Source organism: Nocardia sp. NBC_01730, from assembly GCF_035920445.1.
GTDB lineage: Bacteria > Actinomycetota > Actinomycetes > Mycobacteriales > Mycobacteriaceae > Nocardia.
In genome coordinates this window covers 8,601,012-8,624,298 of record NZ_CP109162.1, presented here as the reverse complement: position 1 = coordinate 8,624,298, position 23,287 = coordinate 8,601,012, and the positions used below count along the sequence as shown (strand labels likewise).

Annotated in this window: 21 protein-coding genes; 16 read left to right on the top strand and 5 right to left on the bottom strand. The window is 67.6% G+C overall.

The features are described 5' to 3' along the window. Positions 1–9: 9 nt before the first annotated feature. The 3 genes from OHB12_RS35735 to OHB12_RS35725 are packed head-to-tail and all read right to left on the bottom strand — an operon-like array spanning position 10 to position 3,561. Positions 10–639 (bottom strand): bifunctional 4-hydroxy-2-oxoglutarate aldolase/2-dehydro-3-deoxy-phosphogluconate aldolase, encoded by a 630-nt coding sequence (locus OHB12_RS35735; RefSeq protein WP_327114853.1) that lies wholly within the window; start codon positions 637–639, stop codon positions 10–12. Further along, positions 636–2,249, bottom strand: a complete 1,614-nt coding sequence (locus OHB12_RS35730; protein WP_327114851.1) for an N-acyl-D-amino-acid deacylase family protein — start codon at positions 2,247–2,249, stop codon at positions 636–638. The genes OHB12_RS35735 and OHB12_RS35730 overlap by 4 nt, the downstream gene beginning before the upstream one ends. A 13-nt stretch (positions 2,250–2,262) precedes the next feature. After that, positions 2,263–3,561, bottom strand: coding sequence for an amino acid deaminase (locus tag OHB12_RS35725; protein WP_442800169.1), 1,299 nt, complete (start codon positions 3,559–3,561; stop codon positions 2,263–2,265). A 142-nt stretch (positions 3,562–3,703) separates the two neighbouring features. On the opposite strand from OHB12_RS35725, the gene OHB12_RS35720 reads away from it, so the two are divergent. Genes OHB12_RS35720 through OHB12_RS35710 form a run of 3 tightly spaced genes read left to right on the top strand, consistent with a single transcriptional unit; the run spans position 3,704 to position 5,951 of the window. Next, positions 3,704–4,774 carry a sugar kinase gene (locus tag OHB12_RS35720; RefSeq protein WP_327114847.1) on the top strand — a complete coding sequence of 357 codons (1,071 nt, stop codon included), beginning with the start codon at positions 3,704–3,706 and terminating at the stop codon, positions 4,772–4,774. Further along, complete coding sequence (locus OHB12_RS35715; protein WP_327114845.1) at positions 4,771–5,547, top strand: IclR family transcriptional regulator; 777 nt, start codon at positions 4,771–4,773, stop codon at positions 5,545–5,547. The genes OHB12_RS35720 and OHB12_RS35715 overlap by 4 nt, the downstream gene beginning before the upstream one ends. Further along, the gene (locus tag OHB12_RS35710) at positions 5,544–5,951 is read left to right on the top strand and encodes a RidA family protein (RefSeq protein ID WP_327114843.1); all 408 of its coding nucleotides are present in this window, start codon (positions 5,544–5,546) and stop codon (positions 5,949–5,951) included. Before OHB12_RS35715 ends, OHB12_RS35710 begins: the two co-directional genes overlap by 4 nt. 23 nt (positions 5,952–5,974) lie before the next feature. Here OHB12_RS35710 and ppc read toward each other — a convergent pair whose 3' ends face one another. Then, positions 5,975–8,746, bottom strand: a complete 2,772-nt coding sequence (gene ppc, locus OHB12_RS35705) for a phosphoenolpyruvate carboxylase (protein ID WP_327114841.1) — start codon at positions 8,744–8,746, stop codon at positions 5,975–5,977. A 273-nt stretch (positions 8,747–9,019) separates the two neighbouring features. Here ppc and OHB12_RS36580 point away from each other — a divergent pair, with 273 nt between their 5' ends. Further along, positions 9,020–9,292, top strand: a complete 273-nt coding sequence (locus OHB12_RS36580; protein ID WP_442799917.1) for a hypothetical protein — start codon at positions 9,020–9,022, stop codon at positions 9,290–9,292. A gap of 32 nt (positions 9,293–9,324) precedes the next feature. Here OHB12_RS36580 and OHB12_RS35695 read toward each other — a convergent pair whose 3' ends face one another. Beyond that, complete coding sequence (locus tag OHB12_RS35695; RefSeq protein ID WP_327114839.1) at positions 9,325–9,975, bottom strand: lipocalin family protein; 651 nt, start codon at positions 9,973–9,975, stop codon at positions 9,325–9,327. A gap of 211 nt (positions 9,976–10,186) precedes the next feature. Between OHB12_RS35695 and OHB12_RS35690 the strand changes: the two genes are divergently transcribed. The 12 genes from OHB12_RS35690 (at position 10,187) to OHB12_RS35635 (ending at position 23,270) form a co-directional block, all read left to right on the top strand. Continuing rightward, the gene (locus OHB12_RS35690) at positions 10,187–11,701 is read left to right on the top strand and encodes an SDR family oxidoreductase (RefSeq protein ID WP_327114838.1); all 1,515 of its coding nucleotides are present in this window, start codon (positions 10,187–10,189) and stop codon (positions 11,699–11,701) included. A gap of 264 nt (positions 11,702–11,965) precedes the next feature. Beyond that, positions 11,966–13,285, top strand: a complete 1,320-nt coding sequence (locus OHB12_RS35685) for a glycosyltransferase (protein ID WP_327114837.1) — start codon at positions 11,966–11,968, stop codon at positions 13,283–13,285. 34 nt (positions 13,286–13,319) lie between these two features. Then, on the top strand, positions 13,320–13,475 hold the full coding sequence (locus OHB12_RS35680) for a hypothetical protein (protein WP_327114835.1): 156 nt from the start codon (positions 13,320–13,322) through the stop codon (positions 13,473–13,475). A 13-nt stretch (positions 13,476–13,488) separates the two neighbouring features. After that, on the top strand, positions 13,489–15,027 hold the full coding sequence (crtI, locus tag OHB12_RS35675) for a phytoene desaturase family protein (RefSeq protein ID WP_327114833.1): 1,539 nt from the start codon (positions 13,489–13,491) through the stop codon (positions 15,025–15,027). Then, the gene (locus OHB12_RS35670) at positions 15,024–15,998 is read left to right on the top strand and encodes a phytoene/squalene synthase family protein (RefSeq protein WP_327114831.1); all 975 of its coding nucleotides are present in this window, start codon (positions 15,024–15,026) and stop codon (positions 15,996–15,998) included. The genes crtI and OHB12_RS35670 overlap by 4 nt, the downstream gene beginning before the upstream one ends. An 8-nt stretch (positions 15,999–16,006) precedes the next feature. Further along, complete coding sequence (locus OHB12_RS35665) at positions 16,007–16,354, top strand: lycopene cyclase domain-containing protein (protein WP_327114829.1); 348 nt, start codon at positions 16,007–16,009, stop codon at positions 16,352–16,354. 2 nt (positions 16,355–16,356) lie between these two features. Continuing rightward, entirely contained in the window at positions 16,357–16,683 is a 327-nt protein-coding gene (locus tag OHB12_RS35660) for a lycopene cyclase domain-containing protein (RefSeq protein WP_327121789.1), read from the top strand. Next, positions 16,680–18,278: an FAD-dependent oxidoreductase gene (locus OHB12_RS35655; RefSeq protein WP_327114827.1), complete on the top strand. Its 1,599-nt coding sequence runs from the start codon at positions 16,680–16,682 to the stop codon at positions 18,276–18,278. Before OHB12_RS35660 ends, OHB12_RS35655 begins: the two co-directional genes overlap by 4 nt. After that, entirely contained in the window at positions 18,275–19,285 is a 1,011-nt protein-coding gene (locus tag OHB12_RS35650) for a DUF5914 domain-containing protein (RefSeq protein WP_442799916.1), read from the top strand. The genes OHB12_RS35655 and OHB12_RS35650 overlap by 4 nt, the downstream gene beginning before the upstream one ends. Before the next feature lie 294 nt (positions 19,286–19,579). Next, positions 19,580–20,461, top strand: a complete 882-nt coding sequence (locus tag OHB12_RS35645; protein ID WP_327114825.1) for a MerR family transcriptional regulator — start codon at positions 19,580–19,582, stop codon at positions 20,459–20,461. A 238-nt stretch (positions 20,462–20,699) separates the two neighbouring features. Beyond that, positions 20,700–21,233 carry a DUF3558 domain-containing protein gene (locus tag OHB12_RS35640; RefSeq protein WP_327114823.1) on the top strand — a complete coding sequence of 178 codons (534 nt, stop codon included), beginning with the start codon at positions 20,700–20,702 and terminating at the stop codon, positions 21,231–21,233. Positions 21,234–21,248: 15 nt separating this feature from the next. Then, positions 21,249–23,270: a hypothetical protein gene (locus OHB12_RS35635; RefSeq protein ID WP_327114821.1), complete on the top strand. Its 2,022-nt coding sequence runs from the start codon at positions 21,249–21,251 to the stop codon at positions 23,268–23,270. Positions 23,271–23,287: the final 17 nt, after the last annotated feature.

The following is a 23,287-nucleotide window of genomic DNA, read 5'->3' as shown; positions in this document are numbered from 1 at the left end:
GGGTACCTCTCAATTCATGGATCGAACGAACGACGCCGCACGCGAGGCGATGGCGAACCAGCGGCCCGCGGCGACATCGGAGGGGGCGACGACATCGGTTCCCGCGCTCACGGCGACAGCACCGCAAGCGAGGAATTCGGCGGCATTGCCCACGTTGACGCCACCGGAAGGGATGAACGCCACGTCGGGGAAAGGACCGCGCAGGTCCTTCAGGTAGCCGGGGCCGAGGGCCCTGGCCGGGAAGATCTTCACCGCTGCCGCGCCGAGATCGAGCGCCTGCATGACCTCGGTGGGAGTGAACGCGCCCAGGACGACGGGGATGTCGCGACGCACCGCGACAGCGGCGACGTCCGCGCGCAGGCCAGGGGTGACCAGGAATCGGGCTCCGCTGTCGATAGCGGCCTCGGCCTGTTCGGCGGTCGTCACGGTGCCGACGCCGACCACCGCCTCCTGCACCTCGGCCGCGGCGGCGAGATAGCCGAGCACGCCCGGCGTGGTGAAGGTGAGTTCGACCGCGCGAATTCCGGAGCGCGCCAGCGTATCCGCCAGCGCCACCGGATCGGGAATCTCCGGCGCCCGGACCACGCTGAGCACCCGATCGGCCCGTATCACGTCCACGGCGCTCGCAGCGGTGGTCACACCGTCTCCTTCCGTGCGGCATCCCTGCGCAGCGTGCGGCCTGCGAGATGACCGGTGGGTGCGCCGTTCTCGATCGCGAACTCGCCGTTCACGAGCACATGCCGGATGCCGCGCGCCTGCTGTCTGGGGTTGTCGAAGGTCGCCGTGTCGGCGACGGTCGCCGGATCGAACACCACGAGATCGGCGGCGTTGCCGGGCCGGACGAGGCCGCGGTCGCGCAGCCGGAGCCGGTCGGCGGGCCGTCCGGTCAGGTGGTGCACGCATTCCTCCAGCCCAAGCACGCCGAGATCGCGCGCATAGCGGCCGAGGTACCGCGGGAACGTGCCCCACGCCCGCGGATGTGGGCGGTCGCCGACGAGCAGCGCGTCGCTTCCTCCCATATGCCCGGGATGCACCATGATCGCGCGCACGTTCTCCTCGTGCCCGACGTGCTGGAGAATCGTGGTGGCCAGCTGATCGCGGCGCAGCAGATCGAAGAACACCTCCACCGGCGCGATACCGCGGTCGGCGGCGATCTGGTCGACCGTCTTGCCGACATACTCGTCCAACGTCGCGTTGCCGACGCCGCTGATCTGGATGGTCTCCCATTCGACGGTGACGCCGTGGCAGCCGTCGGAGCCCCGCACGTCGACGTCCACCGTGATGCGCGCCCGAGCGGCGGGGTCCTCCAGCCGCGCCAGCGCGGCGTCCGGACCACCCGACATCGCCCAGCTCGGCAGCAACGCCGAGAGCGTGGTCGAGCCGGGCAAATACGGATAGGTGTCCAGCGTGATATCACAGCCCTCGGCCCGCGCCGCGTCGACGAGCGCCAGGAATTCCGGTGCGCGCCCTCTGTTCACGCCGAAGTTCATCGTGGCGTGTGTGAGATGCAGAGCGCACCCGGTGGTCCGGGCCAGTCCGATCATCTCGGCGTAGGCCGCCAGCGCGCCCGCGCCGTAGGAGCGGGTGTGCGGCGCGTAGAACCCGCCGGAGTCGGCGACCACCTCGCACAGCGCGGCCAATTCGCTGGTGTCGGCATACATTCCTGGCGTGTAGGTGAGTCCGCTCGACATGCCGACCGCGCCTTCGCTCAACCCCTGGGCGAGCAGCTCCCGCATGCGCTGGATCTCGGCCGGGGTGGCCGCGCGCTGTTCGGCGCCGACGACCAGCAACCGCAGCGTGCCCTGCGGTACCAGGTAGGCGGCGTTCGGCGTGATGCCATGGTCGAGCCGGTCCAGGTATTCCGCGACGGTGCGCCAGGAGAAGTCCAGGTCGGCGGGATTGCCGTTCCAGCCCGCGATCTGGCGACGCACCACCGCGAGGGCGGTGTCGTCGACCGGGGCGTAGGACAACCCGTCCTGCCCGAGCACCTCGGTGGTGACGCCCTGGCTGATCTTCGGGAAGTGCCCCGGTTCGGTGAGCAAGTGCAGATCCGAATGGGCATGCATGTCGATGAAGCCTGGGCACAGCACCGCGCCGGGTCCGGCATCCACGACCTGATCGGCGTCGGAAACAGCGCCGGGATCGGTGATCCGCGCGATGCGCCCTCGCTCGACGAGGACGTCGCCGCGGAACCGTGGCGCGCCGGTGCCGTCGATGATGTCGACGGCGCGGAACAGTAAGTCGGTCATGGGTTTCGGCTCATCAGAAGAAGGTGTGCAGGAAGTCGACGACGCGCGGCGTCGCAGCGTCGGCGTCGTCGATCACGGGAATGAGCCGCCATTTGTCGAAGGCGGTGCACGGATGGGACAGGCCGAGGCGCACCACCGTGCCGATCGGCAGTTCCGTCGCGTCGCCATCCGGTAGCCGCAGGAAGGTGTGCTGGTCGTTGAGCGCCGACACCGTGGCGGCCGGGTCCAGTGGAGTGCCTTCCGGTCCCGCAACCCGTTGCGGGACCGGAAGCCCCTCATCGAAGGGAAGATCGCGCTTCCCCGCGTCCAGCAGAGCGAGCCCGGGCTCCGGGCGCGAGAGTGTGCGCGCCCAGCCGTGCATCGCCGAGCGCAGCGGCTTCTCGCCTCGCGGCGCCGCCAAGGGTGAAATACCCGCGTAAAAGCCGTCGTCGTGGATGAGATAGGCCCCGGACCGCAGGACGACCGTGGTCGAGACACCCGAGGCGCCCTGCTCGTCGGCGAGCAGGGCGAGGCGTTCGACGACCAGGTCGGGGTAGGCGCTGCCGCCCGCGGTGACGATCGCCGGGCTTCGGTACAGTCCGGCGGCGTCGATCTCGCGGTGCAGGCGCGCGAGTTCGTCCAGGTAGTCGCGCACCGCGCGGATGCCGTCCGGGGTGCGGTCGTGCGCGAGCGCGCCCTCATAACCGCCCACCCCGGCCAGCGCCAGTCGCGACGCCGCATCGATCGCCTCCGCCACGGCAAGCGCCTGGTCGACGGTGCGCGCGCCGGTACGGCCATGCGGCCCACCGAGTTCCACCAGCACACGGACCCGCTCCGCACCTGGGGCCGTGCTCAGATGCTCCTGCATCAGCGCGACCGTTTCGACGCTGTCGGCCCAGCAGACGAACTCGAACGACGGATCGTTCGCCGATTCCGCCGCCACCCAATGCAGTCCGACCGGATCGACCAACGCGTTGGCCAGCAGCACCCGCGCGACGCCGAAGGATCGCGCGACCTGCGTCTGCCAGATGGTCGCCAGGGTGATCCCCCACGACCCGGAGGCCAGCTGTTCGGCCCACAGCTGCGGGGCCATCGTGGTCTTGCCGTGTGGCGCCAACCGCACGCCTGCCGCGCTCACCCAGTCGGCCATTATCGCGACGTTCGCCGAGACGGCCGACCGGTCGACGGTCAGGATCGGTGTCTCCAGCTGGTCGAGAGTCGGGGCGGTCGCCAGGAATTCGCGCACGGTGTGCCCCCAGGACGCCGGCGGCAGGCCTTTGTGCTCGGGCCCGATGGTGCGGTCCCCGAGTGCTGCTACGACTGCTTGGTCGATCGACACGGCATTCCTTCCAGGCCAGGCCCGTACACATATCCGATAGCTATTGCAATATGTGCAACACTTGTTGCACATCGTGTTTGGTCTGGTTATTCTGCACGGGATGGCCGGTGGCCGCAAGAGCAGAGAGGAGATCGGTGTGACGTGGCTCGAGCCGCCCGGGCCGACGGGCGTTCGACCGTCGCCGCGCCCGCGGGCGGTGACCGTCGGCGAAGGACTCGCGGTGCTGGTGGCCCGGCCGGGCCCGCTGGAGGAGTCCGAGACCTTCAAGCGAACCGCGGGCGGCGCCGAGGCGAACGCGGCCACCGTGCTGACCCAGCTGGGTGTGGCCACCGCCTGGCTGTCCCGAGTCGGCGACGATGGGTTCGGGCGGTATCTCGTGCACCACCTCGCCGAGCGCGGCGTCGACGTGTCGGCGGTTGGCACCGATCCGCGGCGGCCGACGGCGGTGTACGTCAAGGAACGCGGCGGCGGCTCCGGCCGGGCCACCGATCTTGCCGAGCGGGCGAGCCGAATGCTGTACTACCGCACCGGCTCCGCGGCCAGCGCGCTGTCGGCGGCCGATCTCGCCGTACCGCCCGCCGCCCAGCTGCTCGAAGGCTGCGAACTGATCCACTTCACCGGCATCACCACGGCGCTGTCGGAATCGGCGACCGAACTCACCGAGGCGCTGATCGCCCTCGCCCGCGACGACAGGCTCGTGAGCTTCGACCTGAACTACCGCCCCGCGTTGTGGACCGGCCGCAGCACGGCGGCCGAGATACTCGCGCACCACGTGCGCGGCAGTGATGTGGTGTTTCTCGGCGCCGACGAGGCACTCGCGGTGTTCGGCACCGGTCACGCCGACGAGTTGCGCGCGTTGTTCCCCGAGCCGCGACAGCTGATCGTGAAGAACGACAGGCACACGGTCACCGGCTTCGACGGAACGCGGCGCGTCGAGGTGCCCGCACTGACTCTCGACGTCACCGAGCGCATCGGGGCCGGAGACGCGTTCGCGGGCGGCTACCTGGCCGCGCTCCTGCACGGCAGGCCGCTGGAGCAGCGCCTGCGCCTCGGGCACCTGTGCGCCGCGGCCGCCCTCACCGGATCCGGTGACGTGGCCGAGCTCCCGCCGCGCCCAGTACTGGAGCGGCTTGCCGACATCGACGAATCCACCTGGGCCGAGCTGTATTACAGCGACGCCGTGGTCACCGAGAGTAGAGCGTCATGAGCCAGAGTTTGTCGCGTGCGTTGACCATCCTCGTGTCGCTGGGTGAGGACTCCCGGTCGCTGGAGCAGTTGGCGGCACAGCTGGGCGTGCACAAGTCGACCGTGCTTCGCCTGTTGCAGACCATGGAGGCGCAGCGGTTCGTCACCCACGACAGCCAGCACCGGTACATGCTCGGTTCGCGGCTGTTCGAACTGGCCAACCGCACGCTCGAGCAGCGCGACGTGCGAACCCTGGCGCGCCCGCACCTCGCCGCGCTCAACGCCGCGACGAAACAGACGATCCATCTCGCCACCTACGAGTCCGGCGAGGCGGTCTACATCGACAAACTCGATGCCACCCAGAGCGTGCGCATGTACTCGCGCATCGGACGCCCGGCCCCGCTGCACTGCACCGCCGTCGGCAAGGTGCTGGTGTCGTCGCAGCCGCGCGCGGAGTGGCAGGCGATCGCCGAGAAGATCGACTATCACCCCTTCACCGAGCGCACCATCCGCACACCCGAGCACTATGTGCGGGAACTGGAAAAGGTTGCGGCACAGGGCCATGCGGAAGACCACGAAGAGCACGAGAGCTTCGTGAACTGCATCGGCGTTCCGGTCCGCGACGGTACCGGCGCCGTGGTCGCGGCGGTGTCCATGTCGGTGCCGGACATGGTGCTCGACTACGACCAGGTGCTGGCCGAACTGCCGCGGGTCCACGCGGCGGCCGAGGCCATCTCCGCCGAACTCGGCTGGATTCCCAGCCGGGTCACCACCGCGACGAAAGGCCGACCATGAGCGAGAAGATCGCCATCCGCACCACCGACGCGCCGGCACCCGCGCACACCTTCTCCCAGGGCGTGCGCAAGGGCCCGTTCGTGCAGGTCTCCGGCCAGGGTCCGGTGGACCCGGCCAGCGGCGAGTATTTGCACCCGGGGGACGTCGCCGCGCAGACGACCCGGACGCTGCGGAACGTCAAGGCGATCGTCGAGGCGAGCGGCGCCGGGTTCGACGACGTCGTCATGCTGCGCGTCTACCTCACGACCCGCGACGATTTCGCCGCGATGAACAACGCCTACGGCGAATTCGTCACCGCGCACACCACCGACGGCGTGCTGCCCAGCCGCACCACCGTCTTCACCGGACTCCCCCGCCCCGAGATGCTCGTCGAGATCGACGCCGTCGCCATCGTCACCCCTTGATATCTCTTCGCGGCGCCGAGCGGTCAGCCGGAGTTGCGGAGCGCGGTGGCCAGGCCGTTCATGGTCAGCAGGATTCCTCGCCTCACGAGTTCCGAGTCATCACCGGCCCGGAGGCGGCGCAGCAGTTCCACCTGCATCTGGTTGAGCGGTTCCAGATAGGGGAAGCGGTTGTGGATGGACTCGGCGAGCGAGGGATTGTCGGCGAGCAGGTGGTCGTTGCCGGTGATGGCGGCGTGCATGCGGATGGTGCGGGCGTGCTCGTCGCGGATCATGCCGAAGATCTGCTCCCGCAACGCCACATCGTCGACCAGTTCGGCGTAGCGGGCGGCGATGTCGAGGTCGCTCTTGGCCATCACCTGGGCCAGGTTCGACAGCACCGTACGGAAGAACGGCCAGCGACGGTAGAGATCGGCCAGGGTCGCCAGGCGCTCCGGATCGCCGCCGATCCACTCCTCCAGCGCCGTCCCGGTGCCGTACCAGCCGGGCAGCATCACCCGCGCCTGACTCCAGGACATCACCCACGGTATGGCACGCAGGTCGGCGACCGAGTTCGTCGGCTTGCGCGAGGCGGGCCTGCTGCCGATGTTCAGGTCGCCGACCTCGGCGACCGGCGTGGACTGGCGGAAGTACTCGACGAATCCCGGGGTGTCGTGCACGAGGCGGGCGTACGCCGCGCGGGCGCGCTCCGCCAGGTCGTCCATGATTCCGTAGGACGGCTCCGCGTCCGGGCCGAGGCCCTCCACGTCGAGCAGCGTCGACTCCAAGGTGCCCGCGATCAGCGACTCGAGATTGCGATGCGCCGCACCGGGTTCCGCGTACTTGGCCGCGATCACCTCGCCCTGTTCGGTGAGCCGCAGCGAGCCGCGCACCGCGCCTGCGGGCTGGGCGAGAATGGCGTCGTAGCTGCGGCCGCCGCCCCGGCCGACGGTGCCGCCGCGACCGTGGAAGAGCCGCAACCGGATTCCGGTCTCGCGGGCGACCTCGATCAGATCCAGCTCGGCCCGATACAGCGCCCAGTTGGCGGCCAGATACCCGCCGTCCTTGTTGGAGTCGGAGTAGCCGAGCATCACCTCCTGGCGCATCCCCTGTGCCGCCACCAGCTCGTGATAGACCGGAACCTCCAGTGCCGCGGCCAGGGTCGCGGCACCGGCGCCCAGGTCCTCGATGGTCTCGAACAGCGGCACGATGCCCACCGAGCAGCTCGGCGGCCCGTCCGGCTCGCCGGGATCGAGCAGCCCGCCCTCCTTCAGCAACAGTGCGGCCTCGAGCAGGTCGCTGACCGACGTGCACATGCTGATCACGTAGTTGGGCACCGCCTCGGCACCGAGGACCGCCACGGCATCCCGTGCGGCGCGGACAATGTCGAGTTCCTTCGCGGCGAGCTCGCTCAGCCGCGCATGCGGGCCGAGCAGCGGGCGGCGGGTGCGCAGCTCGGCCGCGAGCAGCTCCACCCGCTGCGCCTCGGACAAACTCGCGTAGTCCGGGTGCACGCCTGCCCAAGCCAGCAGCTCGGTGACCACCTGCTCGTGCACCTCGGAATTCTGTCGCATGTCCAGACCCTGTAGGTGGAAGCCGAACGTCTCCACCGCGTGGCGCAGCCGCGCGAGACGGTCGTCGGCGAGCAAGTCGTCACCGCTGCCGCGCAGCGACGCGTCCACCGCGTCGAGATCGTCGAGAACTGCCTGCGGCATCGGATAGGGCTGCGCCCCGACGTCGAGGCCACCGGGCGGAACCTCCCCGATCGCGGCCTTGACAGTGGCGGTCACACGCCCTCGAATATGGTGCAGTGCACGGCGATACGGCTCGTCGGCGTGCATGGTCGGATCGCGGTAACCGGCCGCGGCGAGAGCGGCCACCTCGGGCGTCACCGCGACGAGACGGGCCGAGAGCGACAGCGATTTCTCCAGCTCGACCAGCTCGTGCAGATAGCGCTCGAAGGCGACGGCCGCGGCCCGGTATGCCGCCTGCCGCACGACATCAGCGTTCACAAAAGGATTTCCGTCGCGGTCGCCGCCGATCCACGAGCCGGGACGCAGGATCGGGCACCTCAGCAGCTCGACTCCCGGCCAGCGCGAGCGCAGGGCGGCGCGCACTTCGGCGTTGATCGCCGGGATCACGTCGAACAGGGTGATGTCGTAGTAGCGCAGACCCACCGAGATCTCGTCCTGGATCCGCAAGCGCGCCAACCGGATCAGCGCGGTGTGCCACAGGCTCAACACCTGTCGGCGGATCTGCTGCTCGAAATCGGCGCGCTCACGCTCGGTCTCGGTGTAGCGCTGGCGCAGGCGCATCAGCTCGGTGATCCGGGTCTGCACGTCGAAGACCGTGCGACGGCGGGTCTCGGTCGGGTGCGCGGTGATCACCGGCGACACCAGCGCGTCGGCCAGCAGATCGGCAACCCGGTCACCGTCCAGCGCGGCCGCGTCCAGCTTGCGGTAGGTCGCCGCCAGCGACGAATCCTGCGGCGGCTCCCCGGCCGCCTCGTGCGCGGCGCGGCGACGATCACGCTGGATATCCTCGGCCAGATTCGCCAGCAGCACGAAATAACTGAACGCGCGGATGAGCGGAAGAGCCACCGCGATGTCGACACCGTCGAGCATCTCCGCGACGGCGCTGCGTCCGACCTCCTCGCGGCGCACCCGAAACGCCTCGATACGCACCCGCTCGATCAGGTCGAAGACCTCAGGTCCCTCGTGATCGCGGATGATGTCACCGAGCACGCCACCGAGAAACCGGATGTCGTCGCGCAGCGGCCTGGTGGCGTCCTGTTGCGTCTCGATCGTCGATTCGCCCATGCTCAGACAGTATTGCCCTCCGGTCGGAGACGGTATGCGACGCGGCACACACCGTGCCGGCGCAGGGCATACCGCGCCGATCAACGTTGCTCACTGGACAATCTTCAGCTCCCACGTCACCCTCCTCGGCCTAACCGAGCGCATGCCGCAGTCAGGCCCTGCCGAGGCTGCGGCGGTCAGCGCGGTGCGGGTCATTGGCCGGGGCCCACCAACGTCCGGTCGAAATGGCGGTCCATTGGCGGCTGCGAGCGAAGGCGAGTAGCGATTCGATGTATGCCGGACGGTCGGGCGATCGTCATCGACACGGCCGAACTGATACCAGGGAAGAGCGCGCTGATGGTGATCGCGGCCGCGATCACCGCAAGCATCCTGCGAATCGGTTTCCCGCACCGCCTGCCGGTCCCGTCTACAGCTCCGGCCCCAGGAGGTTTGCTTGCGCTGGGGGTGGACTACACGATCTTCCTCGTTACCCGGACGCGGGAAGGGACTCCAGTGCACGGCACCGAGCAGGGCTCCGGATCTGGTGGCCGAGTCGACTGGCGGTGAGCCCGCCGGAGTAGGACACGGGCTCGGTCCGCCTACACGGTGCAGAGGGGGCGGATGTCGGCTGCGCCGCCCAGGGTCGGTGAGGTCAGCAGTAGGCACGGGTTGTAACCGCGGGCGGCCACAACTGTCTGGATCTCATGCCATCGTGCCGCATCGACGGCCGGTGATCGTGACAGCACGAATCCGGACAAACGCAGCGGATCCCCGACGAGTGCCCAGGAGTAGTCGTCGCCTACGTAGGTGACGATGTAGTTGGTGGGACCGTCGGGGGAGTTTTGAAAGGGCACCTGGGGGAAACTGACGTGCAGCTGGGCCTGACTGGCCGGGTCGGTGATCCGGGCGTTTCCGATGATGCGGTTCGTGGCGCCGGTCCAGGTGGTGCAGCTGTTTTCGACTCGAATGTTGCTCGGGTCGATCAGTTGGTAATTCGCGACGGTGTCGCGGGCGCAGTCGAGATTGTACGGTTGCGGAACGGCGGCGACCTGGTACCAATCTCCAAGGTAGCGCTGCACGTCCAGGGACGCGATCGGGGACAACGGCTGCCAGCCCGTGTCACCGGGCGCGGCAGATGCGGTCGCCGTGGTGGACGCCAGAGCTCCGGCGAGCACCGCGACCGCGGCAATGGCGCGGACGGTTTTGCGGAACCTTTGTACGGAACCGGTTCTGGAGGAATCTGCTCTCATCTGATAGCTCCTCAGAGTTGTTTCGGCTCATGGTCGGAGGGATCGAGTTCCGCACGATCGAGGTAAAAACGATGCATGCCGGCTCGGGAGGTGGATCCTTCAGGTATCGAATGAGACCGCACGGGTATCCGTGCGACGAGCCGCCAAGGCGGCAGCCGTCCATACCGGGCCTCGGCCTGTAGGTCGCGAACAGGGAGAACGGTGATCGGACATGCGGTGTGTAGTTTTTGGAGCCACCGGATACATAGGTGGCCGACTGGTGCCCGAATTGGCGCAAGCCGGTCACCAGGTCCGGGTAGTAGCCCGAACACCGGTCAAGCTGGCGGAGGTCCCGTGGCGGGACCGGGTCGAGGTGGTGCGCGGAGATGTCACCAATGACGATGATGTGCGAGCTGCGGTGGTCGGTCAAGAGGTCGTCTACTATCTGGTGCACTCGCTGACCCGACGCGACTTCGCTGATATCGACCAGCGCGCCGCGCGGACCGTCGGGGCGGCGGCTCGGGCGGCCGGCGTGCGGCGCATCGTCTACCTCGGGGGCATCATCCCGGAACAAACCCCCCTGTCACGCCACCTTGCTTCCCGCGCGGAGGTCGGGGCGATCCTCAGGGAATCCGGCGTACCAACCGTGGAATTGCGCGCGGCGGTGATCATCGGGTCCGGATCGGCTAGTTTCGAGATGCTGCGCTACCTGTCCGAACGGCTGCCCGCGATGGTCGCCCCACGATGGGTGCACAACCGGATCCAGCCAATCGCCGTGCGTGATGTTCTCTACTACCTGGTGCGATCCGCCGAGCTGCCCTCCGACGTCAACCGTTCGTTCGACATCGGTGGTCCGGATGTCCTGACCTATTTGACGATGATTGAAAAGTATGCGGCGGTGGCTGGTCTGCCGCATCGGATGGTGCTGCCCGTTCCGGTGCTCACGCCGTGGTTGTCGGCCCAATGGGTCAATGTGGTCACTCCGGTGCCGCGCGCGCTGGCGGTGCCGCTGATCGAATCACTCGTGCACGAGGTGGTGTGCCACGACCACGACGTCGGCGCCTACATCCCCGAACCCGACGGCGGTCCGACCAGCTATGAGAGGGCCGTCGAACTCGCTTTGGCCCGAATCCGCAATGCGGAGGTCCCGACTCGGTGGTCGGATGCGAGCACTGCGGGCGCGCCGTCGGACCCGCTGCCGAGTGACCCGGAGTGGTCCGGGGGATCGCTCTACGAAGATGTCCGCGAACGGCGAACCCTCGCCGGCCCCGACACACTGTGGGCGGTCATCGAATCGATCGGCGGCGAGAACGGGTGGTATTCATTTCCGCTGGCATGGTCGCTGCGCGGCTGGATCGATCGCGTCAGTGGCGGGGTCGGGCTGCGCCGCGGCCGCAAGGATCCGCACCGCCTGCATCCAGGCGAGGCCCTCGACTGGTGGCGCGTCGAATTCATCGACCGTCCGCGCTTACTGCGGCTCCGTGCCGAAATGCGGGTGCCGGGACTGGCCTGGCTCGAACTCGGGGTCGAACCCGAACCTGGTGGCGGAGCCCGCTACCGGCAACGAGCCGTCTTCCAGCCACACGGACTGGCCGGGCATCTCTACTGGAAGGCACTTACGCCGTTTCACGATGCTGTGTTCGGCGGCATGGTCCGCAACATCATCGGAACCGCCGAACGCGCGCAGGCCACCGGCACGCCCGCGGTCGGAGCCGATCCTTCCGGACATCGAGGTGGTGCGCAGTGATCACTGGGGCCCGGGTCGTGGAACTGGTAGCGGCGGTCGGTCCGGTGGAACTGCTCGACGACGAATGAATCGCTATCGCATCGTATGAATGGGTAGGATGTGACCATCGCGACATCGACGTGACGGCTGATACCGCGTCGGTCGTGGACATCGCGCAAGTCCGCGGCCGGGCAGTCGCAATTCGCGGCGCGGAGCAGTCGGCATCGACACCACACGCAGGATGTGACTAGGCAATCCGGCAACAGATCAGCGAGGAACCTCTGGATGGGTCGATATTTGCTGGCCGCGAGCCCCATACCCGGTCACGTGCTGCCGCTGATGACAGTCGCGTGCGAGCTCCGCCGGCGTGGGCACCGAGTCCGATTGCTCACCGGAGCCGGGTTCCGCGATATCGCGACCGAACACGACGTGCCGCTATCGGAACTGCCGGGTGAAACCCATGTCCTTCCCGTGACGCGGCAACCGGGACGCGGACTGGCCCACCGCTGGTGTATCGGCCGAGCGGAACTGCGATCGATTCTGCTTGCGCCGATGGTGGCGCAATACGCGGCACTGTCGGCTGAGCTGGCCCGCCGAGATTTCGACGCAGTGCTGGTGGACTCGATGTTCAGTGGTGCGATACCGCTGCTCCTGTCCGGCGGTCCCCGGCCGCCGGTGCTGGTCTGCGGAGTCGGACCGCTCACGCTGTCCAGTGCCGACTGCCCGCCGTTCGGAGTGGGCTGGCAGCCGCGACCCGGGCGCGACTACACGGCGATGAACCATTTTGTGCAGCGGGTGCTCTTCCGAACATCACAGGCCAGGTTGAATTCCATTCTGGGAGACCTCGGTATCCGGCCCGCCCCGGTTTTTCTGCTCGATTGGCCGATCCTCGCGGACCGGATACTGCAGTTCACCGTTCCAGGTTTCGAATATCGCCGGCGCGACCTCCCGTCCTCGGTGGTCTTCACCGGACCGGTTCCGGTGTCGGTGTCGACCCGGTTCGAGGCGCCGCCCTGGTTGGATGCCGTCCTGCGCAGCGGGCGTCGGATCGTGCACGTAACCCAGGGCACCTGGGACAACGGCAATGCCGACCAGTTGTTCCGACCCGCGTTGAGGGCGTTGTCGCAGCGCCCCGAGGTGGTCGTGGCGGTCAGCACCGGCGGTGCGAGCGTGCGTCTGGGGCCGCTACCCCCACATATCCACATATGCGATTTCGTCCCCTATTCACACTTGCTTCCACATGTCGACCTGATGATCACCAACGGCGGTTACGGCGGCGTACAGCAGGCGTTGAGTCACGGCGTCCCGGTGATCGCGGCAGGAGATACCGCGGACAAGCCGGAGGTCGCCGCCCGCGTGGCCTATACCGGCGTGGGTATCGATCTCGGCGGTGCCGCACCCGAACCGGCCGATATAGCGGCCGCGGTCGACCGTGTATTCGGTGACGCCGCTTTTCGGGTTGCCGCGGGCCGGCTGGGTATGGAGATGGCGCGGTACACACCCTTCGAGATCATCGCGTCCGTACTCGCGGAGGTGGGAGACCCGGTACCCACGATGCCGGCGAACGAATCCTTGGTGACCACGCGGCAGGAGGAAGAGATATGAGCATGCGCCGGCCCGCTCTCGACGCTGCCGCTGTTTGATAGCCGAGTCGGGCGCACCGCAACACGTCGAGGCGATGATCGACGACCGGGTCGACGCGGCGACCCGTGTCCTGGCGACCGCGCCGCTGGCACGGGACCGGATCGCAGCGCTGGGACAGATGGCACTGCTGTGCACCGCACGAAAGTCCTGACGAGGAGAAACCGATGCGTACCGTGACCGGATCGACGGACCACGTGGTGGTCGTAGGCGCTGGGCTCGCGGGCTTGTCGGCGGCCATCCATCTGGCAGGCCGGGGACGCGAAGTGACCGTCATCGAGCGTGAATCCGGTCCGGGCGGCCGGATGGGGCGGTTGGATGTGAACGGCTACCGCATCGACACCGGCCCCACCGTTCTGACCATGCCGGAAGTGCTCGACGATGTGTTCGCCGCCGTCGGGGAACGCACCGAAGATCGACTGGAACTACGCGCAGTCACACCCGCCTATCACGCGATCTACGCCGATGGCCGCACCCTGGCCGTGCACAGCGACGAGGAGCTGATGGCGCAGGCGGTCAGTGAATTCGCCGGAGGCGGGCAAGTTGCCGGCTATCGACGCCTGCGGGACTGGCTGACCCAGTTGTACCGGACCGAGTTCGATCGGTTCATCGCGGCCAACTTCGACTCCCCGCTGTCGATGCTCACTCCGGCACTGGCCCGCTTGACCGCCCTGGGTGGGTTTCGCCGATGGGACGGCAAGGTCGCCGAATTCATCTCCGATCCGGATCTGCGGCGCGTGTTCACCTTTCAATCTCTCTACGCCGGCGTCTCACCTGTTCGGGCTCTCGCGGCCTACGCGGTGATCGCTTACATGGACACCATGTCGGGTGTCTATTTCCCTCTCGGGGGAATGCACTCGGTTGCTGATGCCCTCGCGGATGCGGCCACCGCGGCCGGGGTGCGTATCCGCTATCAGAGCACGGTCACCGAGCTGACGCGTTCCGGCGGCCGGGTTACGGCGGTGCACACCGATCGTGGGGAGCGAATCGACTGTGACACAGTGGTTTTGACCACCGAACGACATCGCACCTACGAACTGCTCGGCCACCGCTCGCGTCGGCTGCTCACGGTGCGGGCCGCACCATCCGCGCTCGTGCTGCACCTCGGCTGTCGTTCCGGTGAAGCGCCGACCACGCATCACCGGCTGTTGTTCGGCAGAGCGTGGCACGACGCGTTCCGAGAGATCATCACCGAAGGCCGGGTCATGTCCGATCCCTCGCTGTTGCTGACCTGTCCCACCGCAGCAGATCCGAGCCTGGCCCCGCCGGGCCGCGATTTGTTCTACCTGCTGGTGCCGGTACCGAACCTCGAAGCGGGGCACATCGATTGGCCCCACTTCCAGGAGGAATACACCGCGCGGATACTGGATGTCGCCCAGCACCGCCTGGGACGTGATTGGCGCGATCTCGAGGTGCTGCGGGTCGTGACGCCTGCGGACTGGGCCCGCCAGGACATGCTGGCAGGCAGTCCCTTCGCGCTGGCGCACACCTTCGCCCAGACCGGTCCGTTTCGGCCCGCCAACATGATTCGCGGGATCGACAACGTGGTCCTTGCGGGCGGTTCGACGGTGCCCGGGGTCGGTATACCGCCCGTGCTGATCTCCGGGCGGCTCGCCGCCGACCGCGTCACCGGGCACCCACGGGTCCGGAGCGCAACCGGTGCGCCAGCATCGGTGCGCGCCTCGTCCGAAGCAGGTCCGAAATGACCGCCACGGAACTCGACGCCGCCGACATCACCGATCCGGGACTGCGCGAATCGTATCGGTGCTGCCGCACCCTCAACGCTCGCCACGGCAAGACGTTCTTCCTCGCCACCAGATTGCTAGCGCCTGATCAGCGTCCCGCGGTGCACGCACTGTACGGATTCGCCCGCCGCGCCGACGACATCCTCGACGAATTCGATCCCGCCCTGACCGCCGCCGACCGCGCGGCCCGCCTGGCAGTGCTGGCACGCCAATTCAGATCCGGCGACAGCGATGGTGATCCGGTGCTGGCCGCCGTGCTGCACACGGCCGTCCGTTACAACATTCCCGGGGAACTGTTCGATGCATTCCTGGCGTCGATGCGCATGGACCTGACCGTCACCGACTACCCGGACCGCAACGCGCTCGACCGCTACATCTACGGCTCGGCGGAAGTAATCGGGCTGCAACTGCTGCCGATACTGGGCACTGTCGATAACGAAGGGCAGGCTGCCCCCTACGCCGCAGCACTGGGGAAGGCGTTTCAGCTCACCAACTTCCTGCGTGACATCGATGAGGATTTGGCGCGCGGTCGGGTCTACCTGCCCGTTGACGAGCTGGCCGCGCACGGTGTCGACCGGGATCTGCTGATGTGGTGTCGGCGAGAGCAACGCATCGACTCGCGGGTGCGCGACGCGCTCGCCGCTCAACATGCCCTCACCAGGGAAATCTACGATTACGCTCGCGACGGGATCGAACTTTTGGCACCCCGCTCACGCCCGTGCGTGGCGACCGCGCTCAGGCTGTATTCGGAGATTTTGGATCGTATAGAGGACAGCGCTTTCGAGGTGTTCGGGCAGCGCGCCAGGGTCGGCAGGCTCCGACGGGCATACGTCGGTGCCACGGGTCTGGCGCACGCGCAGTGGGCCCGCCGCCGGTGGCCGCGCCGTCCGACGGATGAGGGCCATGCACGCGGTATCAGCGAACCACTCTAGGAGTCGACATGACACAGTGGCATTACCTGTTCGTCCTTCTCGCCTGTCTGGTGATCACCGCGCCACTGGAGTTTTTCGGCCGCGGTGTCTATCGCCGGCCGCGGTTGCTGGTGGCCGCCGTCGTGCCGCCCGCACTGGTATTCGTGACGTGGGATCTGCTCGCTATCGCCGGCGGCGTATGGAGTTTCAACAGCCGGTATCTGGTCGGCGTAATCCTGCCGGGAGCACTACCGCTCGAAGAGGTGCTGTTCTTCCTGGTTGTCCCGATCTGCGGACTGCTCACCTTCGTCGCGGTCGATGCCCTGCTCGGCAGCGACCGCCGACGCCGGTTCCCTGTTGCGGAAAGCCGACGATGAACATCGGTCACCTAGCGTATATCCTTCCCGCCATCACGGCGGTGGCCGTGGTCTGCGTCGCCGAATACGCGGTGTTGCGCACCGGATTGCTGCGGCGACCCAGCTATTGGGTGTCGATGGTCATCGTGCTCGTATTCCAGATACCGGTCGACGGGTGGTTGACCAGGTCGGACGCACCGATCGTCCGTTACAACCCGGATCACATTCTCGGAGCACGGTTTCCGTGGGATATCCCGGTCGAGGACTTCCTTTTCGGATTCGCGCTGGTGACGGCGGTATTGCTGTGTTGGGAGCGGGCACGGCAGCGGCAGGAGGAAGCGCGATCATGACGACCCGGGCGGTGAGCGGCGATGTGGGGAGAGATCGCCGGCGAGTGCGATATCCGGCTGCGCCGGGACGAAGGGATGTCGGCCAGGACGGGCAGCGGCGGCCGCGTGCGGTGGTGGTCGGCGCGGGCATCGCCGGCCTGGCCGCGGCTACCGGCCTGGCCGAACGCGGGTTTCGGGTCGAGGTGATCGAGCGCGAACGCTATCTCGGCGGACGAGTCGGCGGATGGACCGAGACGCTGTCCGACGGCACCACGGTCGGCATGAACCGAGGCTTCCACGCCTTCTTCGCGCAGTACTACAATTTGCGAAAACTATTGTCGCGCAGTGATCCCGGGCTGACCCGACTGCAGCGAATCGGTGACTATCCGCTGATCGACGCCGACGGCCACCGAGACAGTTTCCGTCACCTGCCGCGCACACCGCCGTGGAACGCGGTCGCCTTCGCGCTGCGTAGCCAGACCTTTCGGTTGCGCGACCTGATCCGGATGGATGCCCGGGCCGCGGCACCCTTGGCCGCGGTGTCGGTGCCGCAGACCTACCGGCAGCTCGATCACCTCGACGCCGAAACCTTCTTGCGGCGCATCAACTTTCCTGCTGCCGCGCGTCATTTGGCCTTCGATGTGTTCTCCCGCAGCTTCTTCGTCGCTCCCGGACAGTTGTCGGCAGCGGAACTGGCGGCGATGTTCCACATCTACTTCCTGGGCTCCAGCGAAGGTTTGGTCTTCGACGTGGCTCGGGACAATTTCGATGTCGCCCTGTGGAATCCGTTGGCCGAGTATCTCACCGCGCCGGCCGTTCCCGGTCGTCCCGGCAGTGTCGTTTTCCACACCGGCGTGAGTGTCACCGGGATCGAAAGCGACGGCGCGGGTTTCCGGCTCCATGTCGATACCGGGTCCTGTCTGACCGCCGATGCCGTCGTTCTCGCCGTCGATGTGGCCGGATTGCGTGAGATCGTCGCCGCATCGCAGGGGGTGGGAACAGCCGAATGGCGCTCACAGGTAGCGGAGTTGGCGACTGCCCCGGCCTTCGTCGTCCAGCGCCTCTGGTTGGACAGGCCGTTGCGTCGCGACCGGCCCAGCTTCCTCGCGACCGGCAACCTGGATCCGGTCGACAACATCAGCGTCCTCGATCGCTACGAACGCACCGCCGCCGAGTGGGCACGGCAACGGGGTGGCAGCGTCGTCGAACTGCACGCGTACGCGGCGGCAGAGCAACTACCCGGTGCGCCGGTACGCCAGGAATTGCGTGACCACCTGTGCGCGCGGCTGCACGAGATCTACCCCGAATCCGCGCAAGCCCGCATCGTGGGGGAGCGCACACTGTGGCGTCAGGACTGCCCCCGCTTCGCACCTGGTGATTTCGCACGGCGGCCCGAGGTCGCCACCCCGCACCCTCGGCTGATGCTGGCCGGTGACGGCATCCGGGTCGATCTGCCGGTGGCCCTCATGGAGCGCGCGGCGACTACCGGCTGGATCGCGGCCACCGAACTGGCACGGCAATGGCGGGCAGCCGGTCATTCGCTGCAGACGGTGCCCAACCGCGGCCGCTCGGCCCTGCTGCGAACCCTCGCGATCCGCGAAAGGAGCTCGTCGTGAGCCGTCGGTTGGAGTCCGCCGGATGGCCGAAGAATTCCCCGCTGCGGCGCTTCCCTGCCGAGAAATGGTCGCGACAACGGCCGACCTACCCCGACGCCGATCCTGCGCTGATCGAAGCCGCGCTGCGCTGGTCTCAGCAATTGCCCGGTGGGAACTGGTACGCCTTCGCGGCCAGCCGAGCCATCCGCACCGGCCTGCCGTTCGGGACGACCGTGAACGGTGTCGAGATCGTCGCGTGGCGAGACAGCGCCGGCATGCTGCGAGTCGGTCCCGGTGCCTGTCCACACCTCGGCGCGCCGCTGGGCACCGCACACGTGGAGAACGGCACCCTGATCTGTCGCTGGCACGGCCTGCGGATCAGCGCCGACGGCGCCGCGCGCTGGTGTCCGTTCCCCAGCCATGACGACGGAGTGCTGGCCTGGGTACGTCTGGACGCGGCGGGCGGACAGACACCGACCGAGTCGCCGATCATCGGCACCCGGCCCGACGACACAACGGTACACGCGGTGACCCGATTGACAGGTGTCTGCGAACCCCGAGACATCCTCGCCAACCGGCTCGATCCATGGCACGGCGCATGGTTCCACCCGTATTCCTTTGCCCGACTCGATGTTACGCGAACCCCACCGCGCAAGGGCATTACCGAAGACAACCACCGCTTCCTGCTCACCGTCACTTTCCGAGTGACCCGCGGCCTCGGCGTTCCGGTCGAAGCGGAGTTCACCTGCCCCGACCCGCGAACGATCGTCATGCGCATCGTCGCGGGAGAGGGCATGGGCAGCGTCGTGGAAACACATGCCACGCCGTTGGGACCGGGACCGGACGGCCAGGCCCGTACCGCGGTGGTCGAAGCGGTTATCGCGAATTCAGACCGCCCCATCTTCCGTTTCGCACATCGCGCGGTTCCGCTGCTACGCCCACTGATGAACCATGCCACGGCCCGGCTCTGGCGCGACGATCTGGCCTATGCCGAGCGCCGCTATCAGCTGCGCACCCGCCGGCAATAGGTCTGCGGTCGCGAAGATCGACCGCCCGGCGTCTTGTTCGGCGCAGGGCGACGGTACGCGCCACCGGTAGGTGTCCCCGCGGCGCGTAATCGCCACTGCCATGAGCCGCCAATCCTTCCGTCGTTGCCTAACCACCTTTTCGTCGGCGTCGTTAATCGATGCGCAATCAATGGGTGAAGCGTTCGCGCATCGCTAAGCTGCCAGACGAGCCAACGTACCGGGTCGCAAATTCGGTTCCTGCCGTCACACCGATGCACATCCGATGCAGGGAAGGGCGATGATGGAGATATCGAGATGACAGGCGCACCCCGCAACGGCGCGGCACCCGGATACACTGTCGGTGCCGTCGCCGAACGGCTCGGCGTGCCAACGTCAACACTGCGCAGCTGGACCCAGCGTTACGGCATCGGTCCGCGTGCGCACCGACCCGGACAGCACCGGCTCTACACCGAGACCGACATCGCCGCGCTCGAAAGCATGGTCGCCTTGATACGCCGCGGCGCCGGCCCGGCCAGCGCCGCAGACGCCGTGCGCCAGGCGTTGCCCGGAGATCTGCCCGCCTCCGGCATGATCGACGCCGATGTCCTCGACGCAGTCGTGGATGCCGCCGAACGGCCCGACACCGCTACCCTCGTGACGCTCATCGACCGAACCCTGCAGGGCCACGGCGTCGTAGCGACCTGGAACCATTTGTGCCGACCGGCTTTTCAGGTCGTCGAGAAGCGTCAACACATCGACGGCGGATGCGTCGACATCGAACATGCCTTGTCCTGGGCAGTGTCGACCAGCCTGGCCAGGGTCGACCAGACACAGACCGGCATCACGTCGGCGCATGTCCTGCTCGCCTGCACTCCGGGCGAGTTCCATTCGCTGCCGCTGGAGACACTTCGCGCCGCGCTGAGCGCGCGGGGCGTCGCGGTGCACATGATCGGACCCGACGTACCCACCGATGCCGTGCGCGACGCGCTGTGCCGAACCAAGGCGGCAACTGCCGTCATGTGGTCCCATACGAGATCGACCGCCGACCCCGTTGCGCTCGACCTCGCAGGCAGGGGCGAACGGATCTATGCCGCGGGCCCGGGATGGGACGCTGCCCATTTGCCGTCCGGCGTCAGCGCGATCGATGGTCTCGACGACGCGCTCATCCGACTTTTGAGTAGGCCGACGAGATTCTGAAGTCGGCGTCTTCTGAGTCGAGGAGTCTGCCGACGTCGAGCCCCGGCAACACTCGTTTCGAGTACCGGCTGTCGGGCGACCGCGCGACCGACACCTGCTGACCGCGGAAGCCGGCTCTGCTTCCGGACCGTGGCTGTCACCGACTGCCATTGCGCACCTCTCGGTCTTCGCCCGCTATCAGGCCCGGTACGGGTCTGATACAGTCCGGCCCGGATACATCGGAGGGTGAGAGGGCGGGATGGCGCACCGAATCACGTTGGTCCCCTTGGCGGCAGCACTTGTGCTCGGACTCGCCGCCTGCGGCGAGTCGACCGAGGCGACACCGGCCACGACCACGACGCAGGCCGCGGGCACGAGTGACGTGCCTACCCAGCTGTTCGATCCGTGCACCGGGATACCCGACGACGCACTGACCGCCGCCGGCCTCGACCCGGCGACCAAGCAGGTCGGCGTCGGCGGCGTCCGACAGCCCGGCTGGGAGATCTGCGGGTGGAAGGGCGCCGACTACACCCTCGGCGTATTTTCCACCGGCGGGACCCTTGCCGAGTTCGAGCGCAGACCGGGCAACGTCGACTTCCAGGACGTCACGATCGCCGGACGCACCGGACGCCAGTTCCGGGTGGACGGTGCGGTCAGGGATCAGATGTGTGACGTACTGTTCCCCGCCGGGCAGGGGCTACTGCAGCTGACGCTGGTCAACAAGACCACCGCCGACCCGTGCGATCGCTTGCGGAGCGTCGGCGAGGCTGTCGTCCCGGCACTGCCGAAGTAGAAGACAGTCCTGCCGATGGCATGGACGGACGAACCGACCGTGGTGTACGACGGCAATGCCGCGGTGGCGATCGTGTCGGCGGGGATCGGGTGCGCGGTGCGATACGACCGGCAATGGTCCTGGTTGTGCTGGCCAAGTGCGGACGGGGTCGTTGTCGCACGCGCCTCGGGCGGCCCGGCTCGGCCACGAGAATTGGTCGAGTGCGTCGGGCTTCCCTTCGAACTCGCGAGAAGCCGTGCGGCGGAGGACAAGATCGCCGCGTTGACCACGCCGAGCTGGTGGCAGTTTCTACCGTCCGTTGAGCTACCGGTGCGGGTCGAGCATCCGGACACCGAACGCCCCATCCTGGTAAAGGCAGGCGCGTTGACGTTGATCGCCGCACATCTCGGTGCGGATCCCACTTCCGAAAAGACACTGGGCGATCAGGCTTTCGAGAACAGCACGGCTGCGATCCGGTCAGGCGAGCGCCCGGTGGTATTGGCGTTGGATGCCTCCCGGCCGGGGCAAAGCAACGAACTGGCGTTCGTCCTGGACGGCCACTACACCCTCGCCGCCTACCGGACGCTGGGTCTGGATCCGACGGTGCGGCTGCTCGACTGCATTCCCAGGAGTGAGCGCTTGTGTTGGCATCCGAATGGCCGACCACAGCGGCGGTATACCGCGGATTCGGACGAGTATCGAACGTCCATCGCCACCGCTTCGCGGTTGATCGAGGGGACCGAGGAGCTACGGCATCACTCGCCCGATGAGCTGGTGCCCCACCCGGACGGGCGCGAACTGCCATGCGATTGCGCCGTCGGCCACTGGTCCGAATGCCACACCGGCGATCCACTGGAGTTCGGCCCGGCGGATCTCGATGCCGCGCTGCGGGATCAACCACGCACGGCTCGGCGGGCGCGCCCGCTGTACGCCTCGATCGGCGAGCCCGAGCGGACCTGGCCTGGTGAACTCGTCGACATCTCCGGGGGTGCGGGGGTGATCCGCGTTCTCGGCTCACGGGGGAATCCAGAGGCGAGCGCGCTGTGGTTTCGCGGAAAACCCGCGTTCGCCGAGGCACTGGTCGCGCGCGGGACCTACCTGCGACTGGTGGCTCGGCTGGCGCCCGAACACCGTCCGTCCGGGTTCGATGACCTGACGGACTGGCTTGCCGATCCGGTGATCGAACGGGATTACTCCGGCAAGCCGTTCGTGTCTCGCGAGCTCCTCGACCGACTCGGGCCGTTGTTCACGCTGTTCGAGCCTGGGCAGTACGAAGTCAGGATCGAACAGCACTGGTCACGCCTGGGATTGGGGATCTTCACCAACGAACATCTGCATTCCTGGCCGTGGCCGCCAGGAACCGGCGATCTCCAATATGGCGCCAGTGGCGATTTCCTTCCCACCGACACCTGGCCGCCGCCGGATCTCGACCGAATCGAGTGGTACCGAACCAGGATCCAGTCCGGCGCGGAACCGGTAGCGGTGCTCGTCGCGCCGGGCCCGGCCGGTCCCGAGTATCCCAACACCCGGATGAGTTACCTGTTGGACGGGCACCACAAGGTCGCGGCCGGTGCGCGACTGTTCATCGAGATCGCTCCCTGTCACGATGACGATGTCACCGACGAAGGATTCGCAGCGCTGCTCGAACCGCACCTCGACACTCCGCTGTTTTGGGATAGCGCCACCTGGCCCGGTGTGCCCAGCCTGATCGGACTGTCCCACGGCTACGACCGGCACGGATCCGCACTGAGCGCCGCGGAGTACTACGCACGGTTCGATGTGCGGTACGGAAACCCGGCCGCGCCACAATCCCACGAAACCGCCGCCGACAGTCTCCTCGGCGAGGTGGCCGACCGTCTCTGCGACGTGGCGCTGGCCGAACTTCGCGAAATAATCGACGCGCCCGCCTCGTTCGTATCGCTGCTATTGGACAGTCTGCGAGGAGCGTCGTTGACGACGGCAGAATTTGCCGCGATCGCGGACCTCGTCGATGACATCGATGACCCGCGGCTGATCGCGTTGGACCCGCACCCGGTAGCTGGTGTCAAACGTCGGTGAACTGTGAATCGAGTCCG

Bases quoted from the DNA above. Each gene is read 5' to 3' on its own strand.
- OHB12_RS35710 (WP_327114843.1), top strand. From the start codon at position 5,544: ATGAGCGAGAAGATCGCCATCCGCACCACCGACGCGCCGGCACCCGCG.
- OHB12_RS35635 (WP_327114821.1), top strand. From the start codon at position 21,249: ATGGCATGGACGGACGAACCGACCGTGGTGTACGACGGCAATGCCGCG.
- crtI (WP_327114833.1), top strand. From the start codon at position 13,489: ATGCGTACCGTGACCGGATCGACGGACCACGTGGTGGTCGTAGGCGCT.
- OHB12_RS35655 (WP_327114827.1), top strand. From the start codon at position 16,680: ATGACGACCCGGGCGGTGAGCGGCGATGTGGGGAGAGATCGCCGGCGA.
- OHB12_RS35685 (WP_327114837.1), top strand. From the start codon at position 11,966: ATGGGTCGATATTTGCTGGCCGCGAGCCCCATACCCGGTCACGTGCTG.
- OHB12_RS35690 (WP_327114838.1), top strand. From the start codon at position 10,187: ATGCGGTGTGTAGTTTTTGGAGCCACCGGATACATAGGTGGCCGACTG.
- OHB12_RS36580 (WP_442799917.1), top strand. From the start codon at position 9,020: ATGCCGGACGGTCGGGCGATCGTCATCGACACGGCCGAACTGATACCA.
- OHB12_RS35645 (WP_327114825.1), top strand. From the start codon at position 19,580: ATGACAGGCGCACCCCGCAACGGCGCGGCACCCGGATACACTGTCGGT.
- OHB12_RS35715 (WP_327114845.1), top strand. From the start codon at position 4,771: ATGAGCCAGAGTTTGTCGCGTGCGTTGACCATCCTCGTGTCGCTGGGT.
- OHB12_RS35640 (WP_327114823.1), top strand. From the start codon at position 20,700: ATGGCGCACCGAATCACGTTGGTCCCCTTGGCGGCAGCACTTGTGCTC.
- ppc (WP_327114841.1), bottom strand. From the start codon at position 8,746: ATGGGCGAATCGACGATCGAGACGCAACAGGACGCCACCAGGCCGCTG.
- OHB12_RS35695 (WP_327114839.1), bottom strand. From the start codon at position 9,975: ATGAGAGCAGATTCCTCCAGAACCGGTTCCGTACAAAGGTTCCGCAAA.
- OHB12_RS35670 (WP_327114831.1), top strand. From the start codon at position 15,024: ATGACCGCCACGGAACTCGACGCCGCCGACATCACCGATCCGGGACTG.
- OHB12_RS35730 (WP_327114851.1), bottom strand. From the start codon at position 2,249: ATGACCGACTTACTGTTCCGCGCCGTCGACATCATCGACGGCACCGGC.
- OHB12_RS35665 (WP_327114829.1), top strand. From the start codon at position 16,007: ATGACACAGTGGCATTACCTGTTCGTCCTTCTCGCCTGTCTGGTGATC.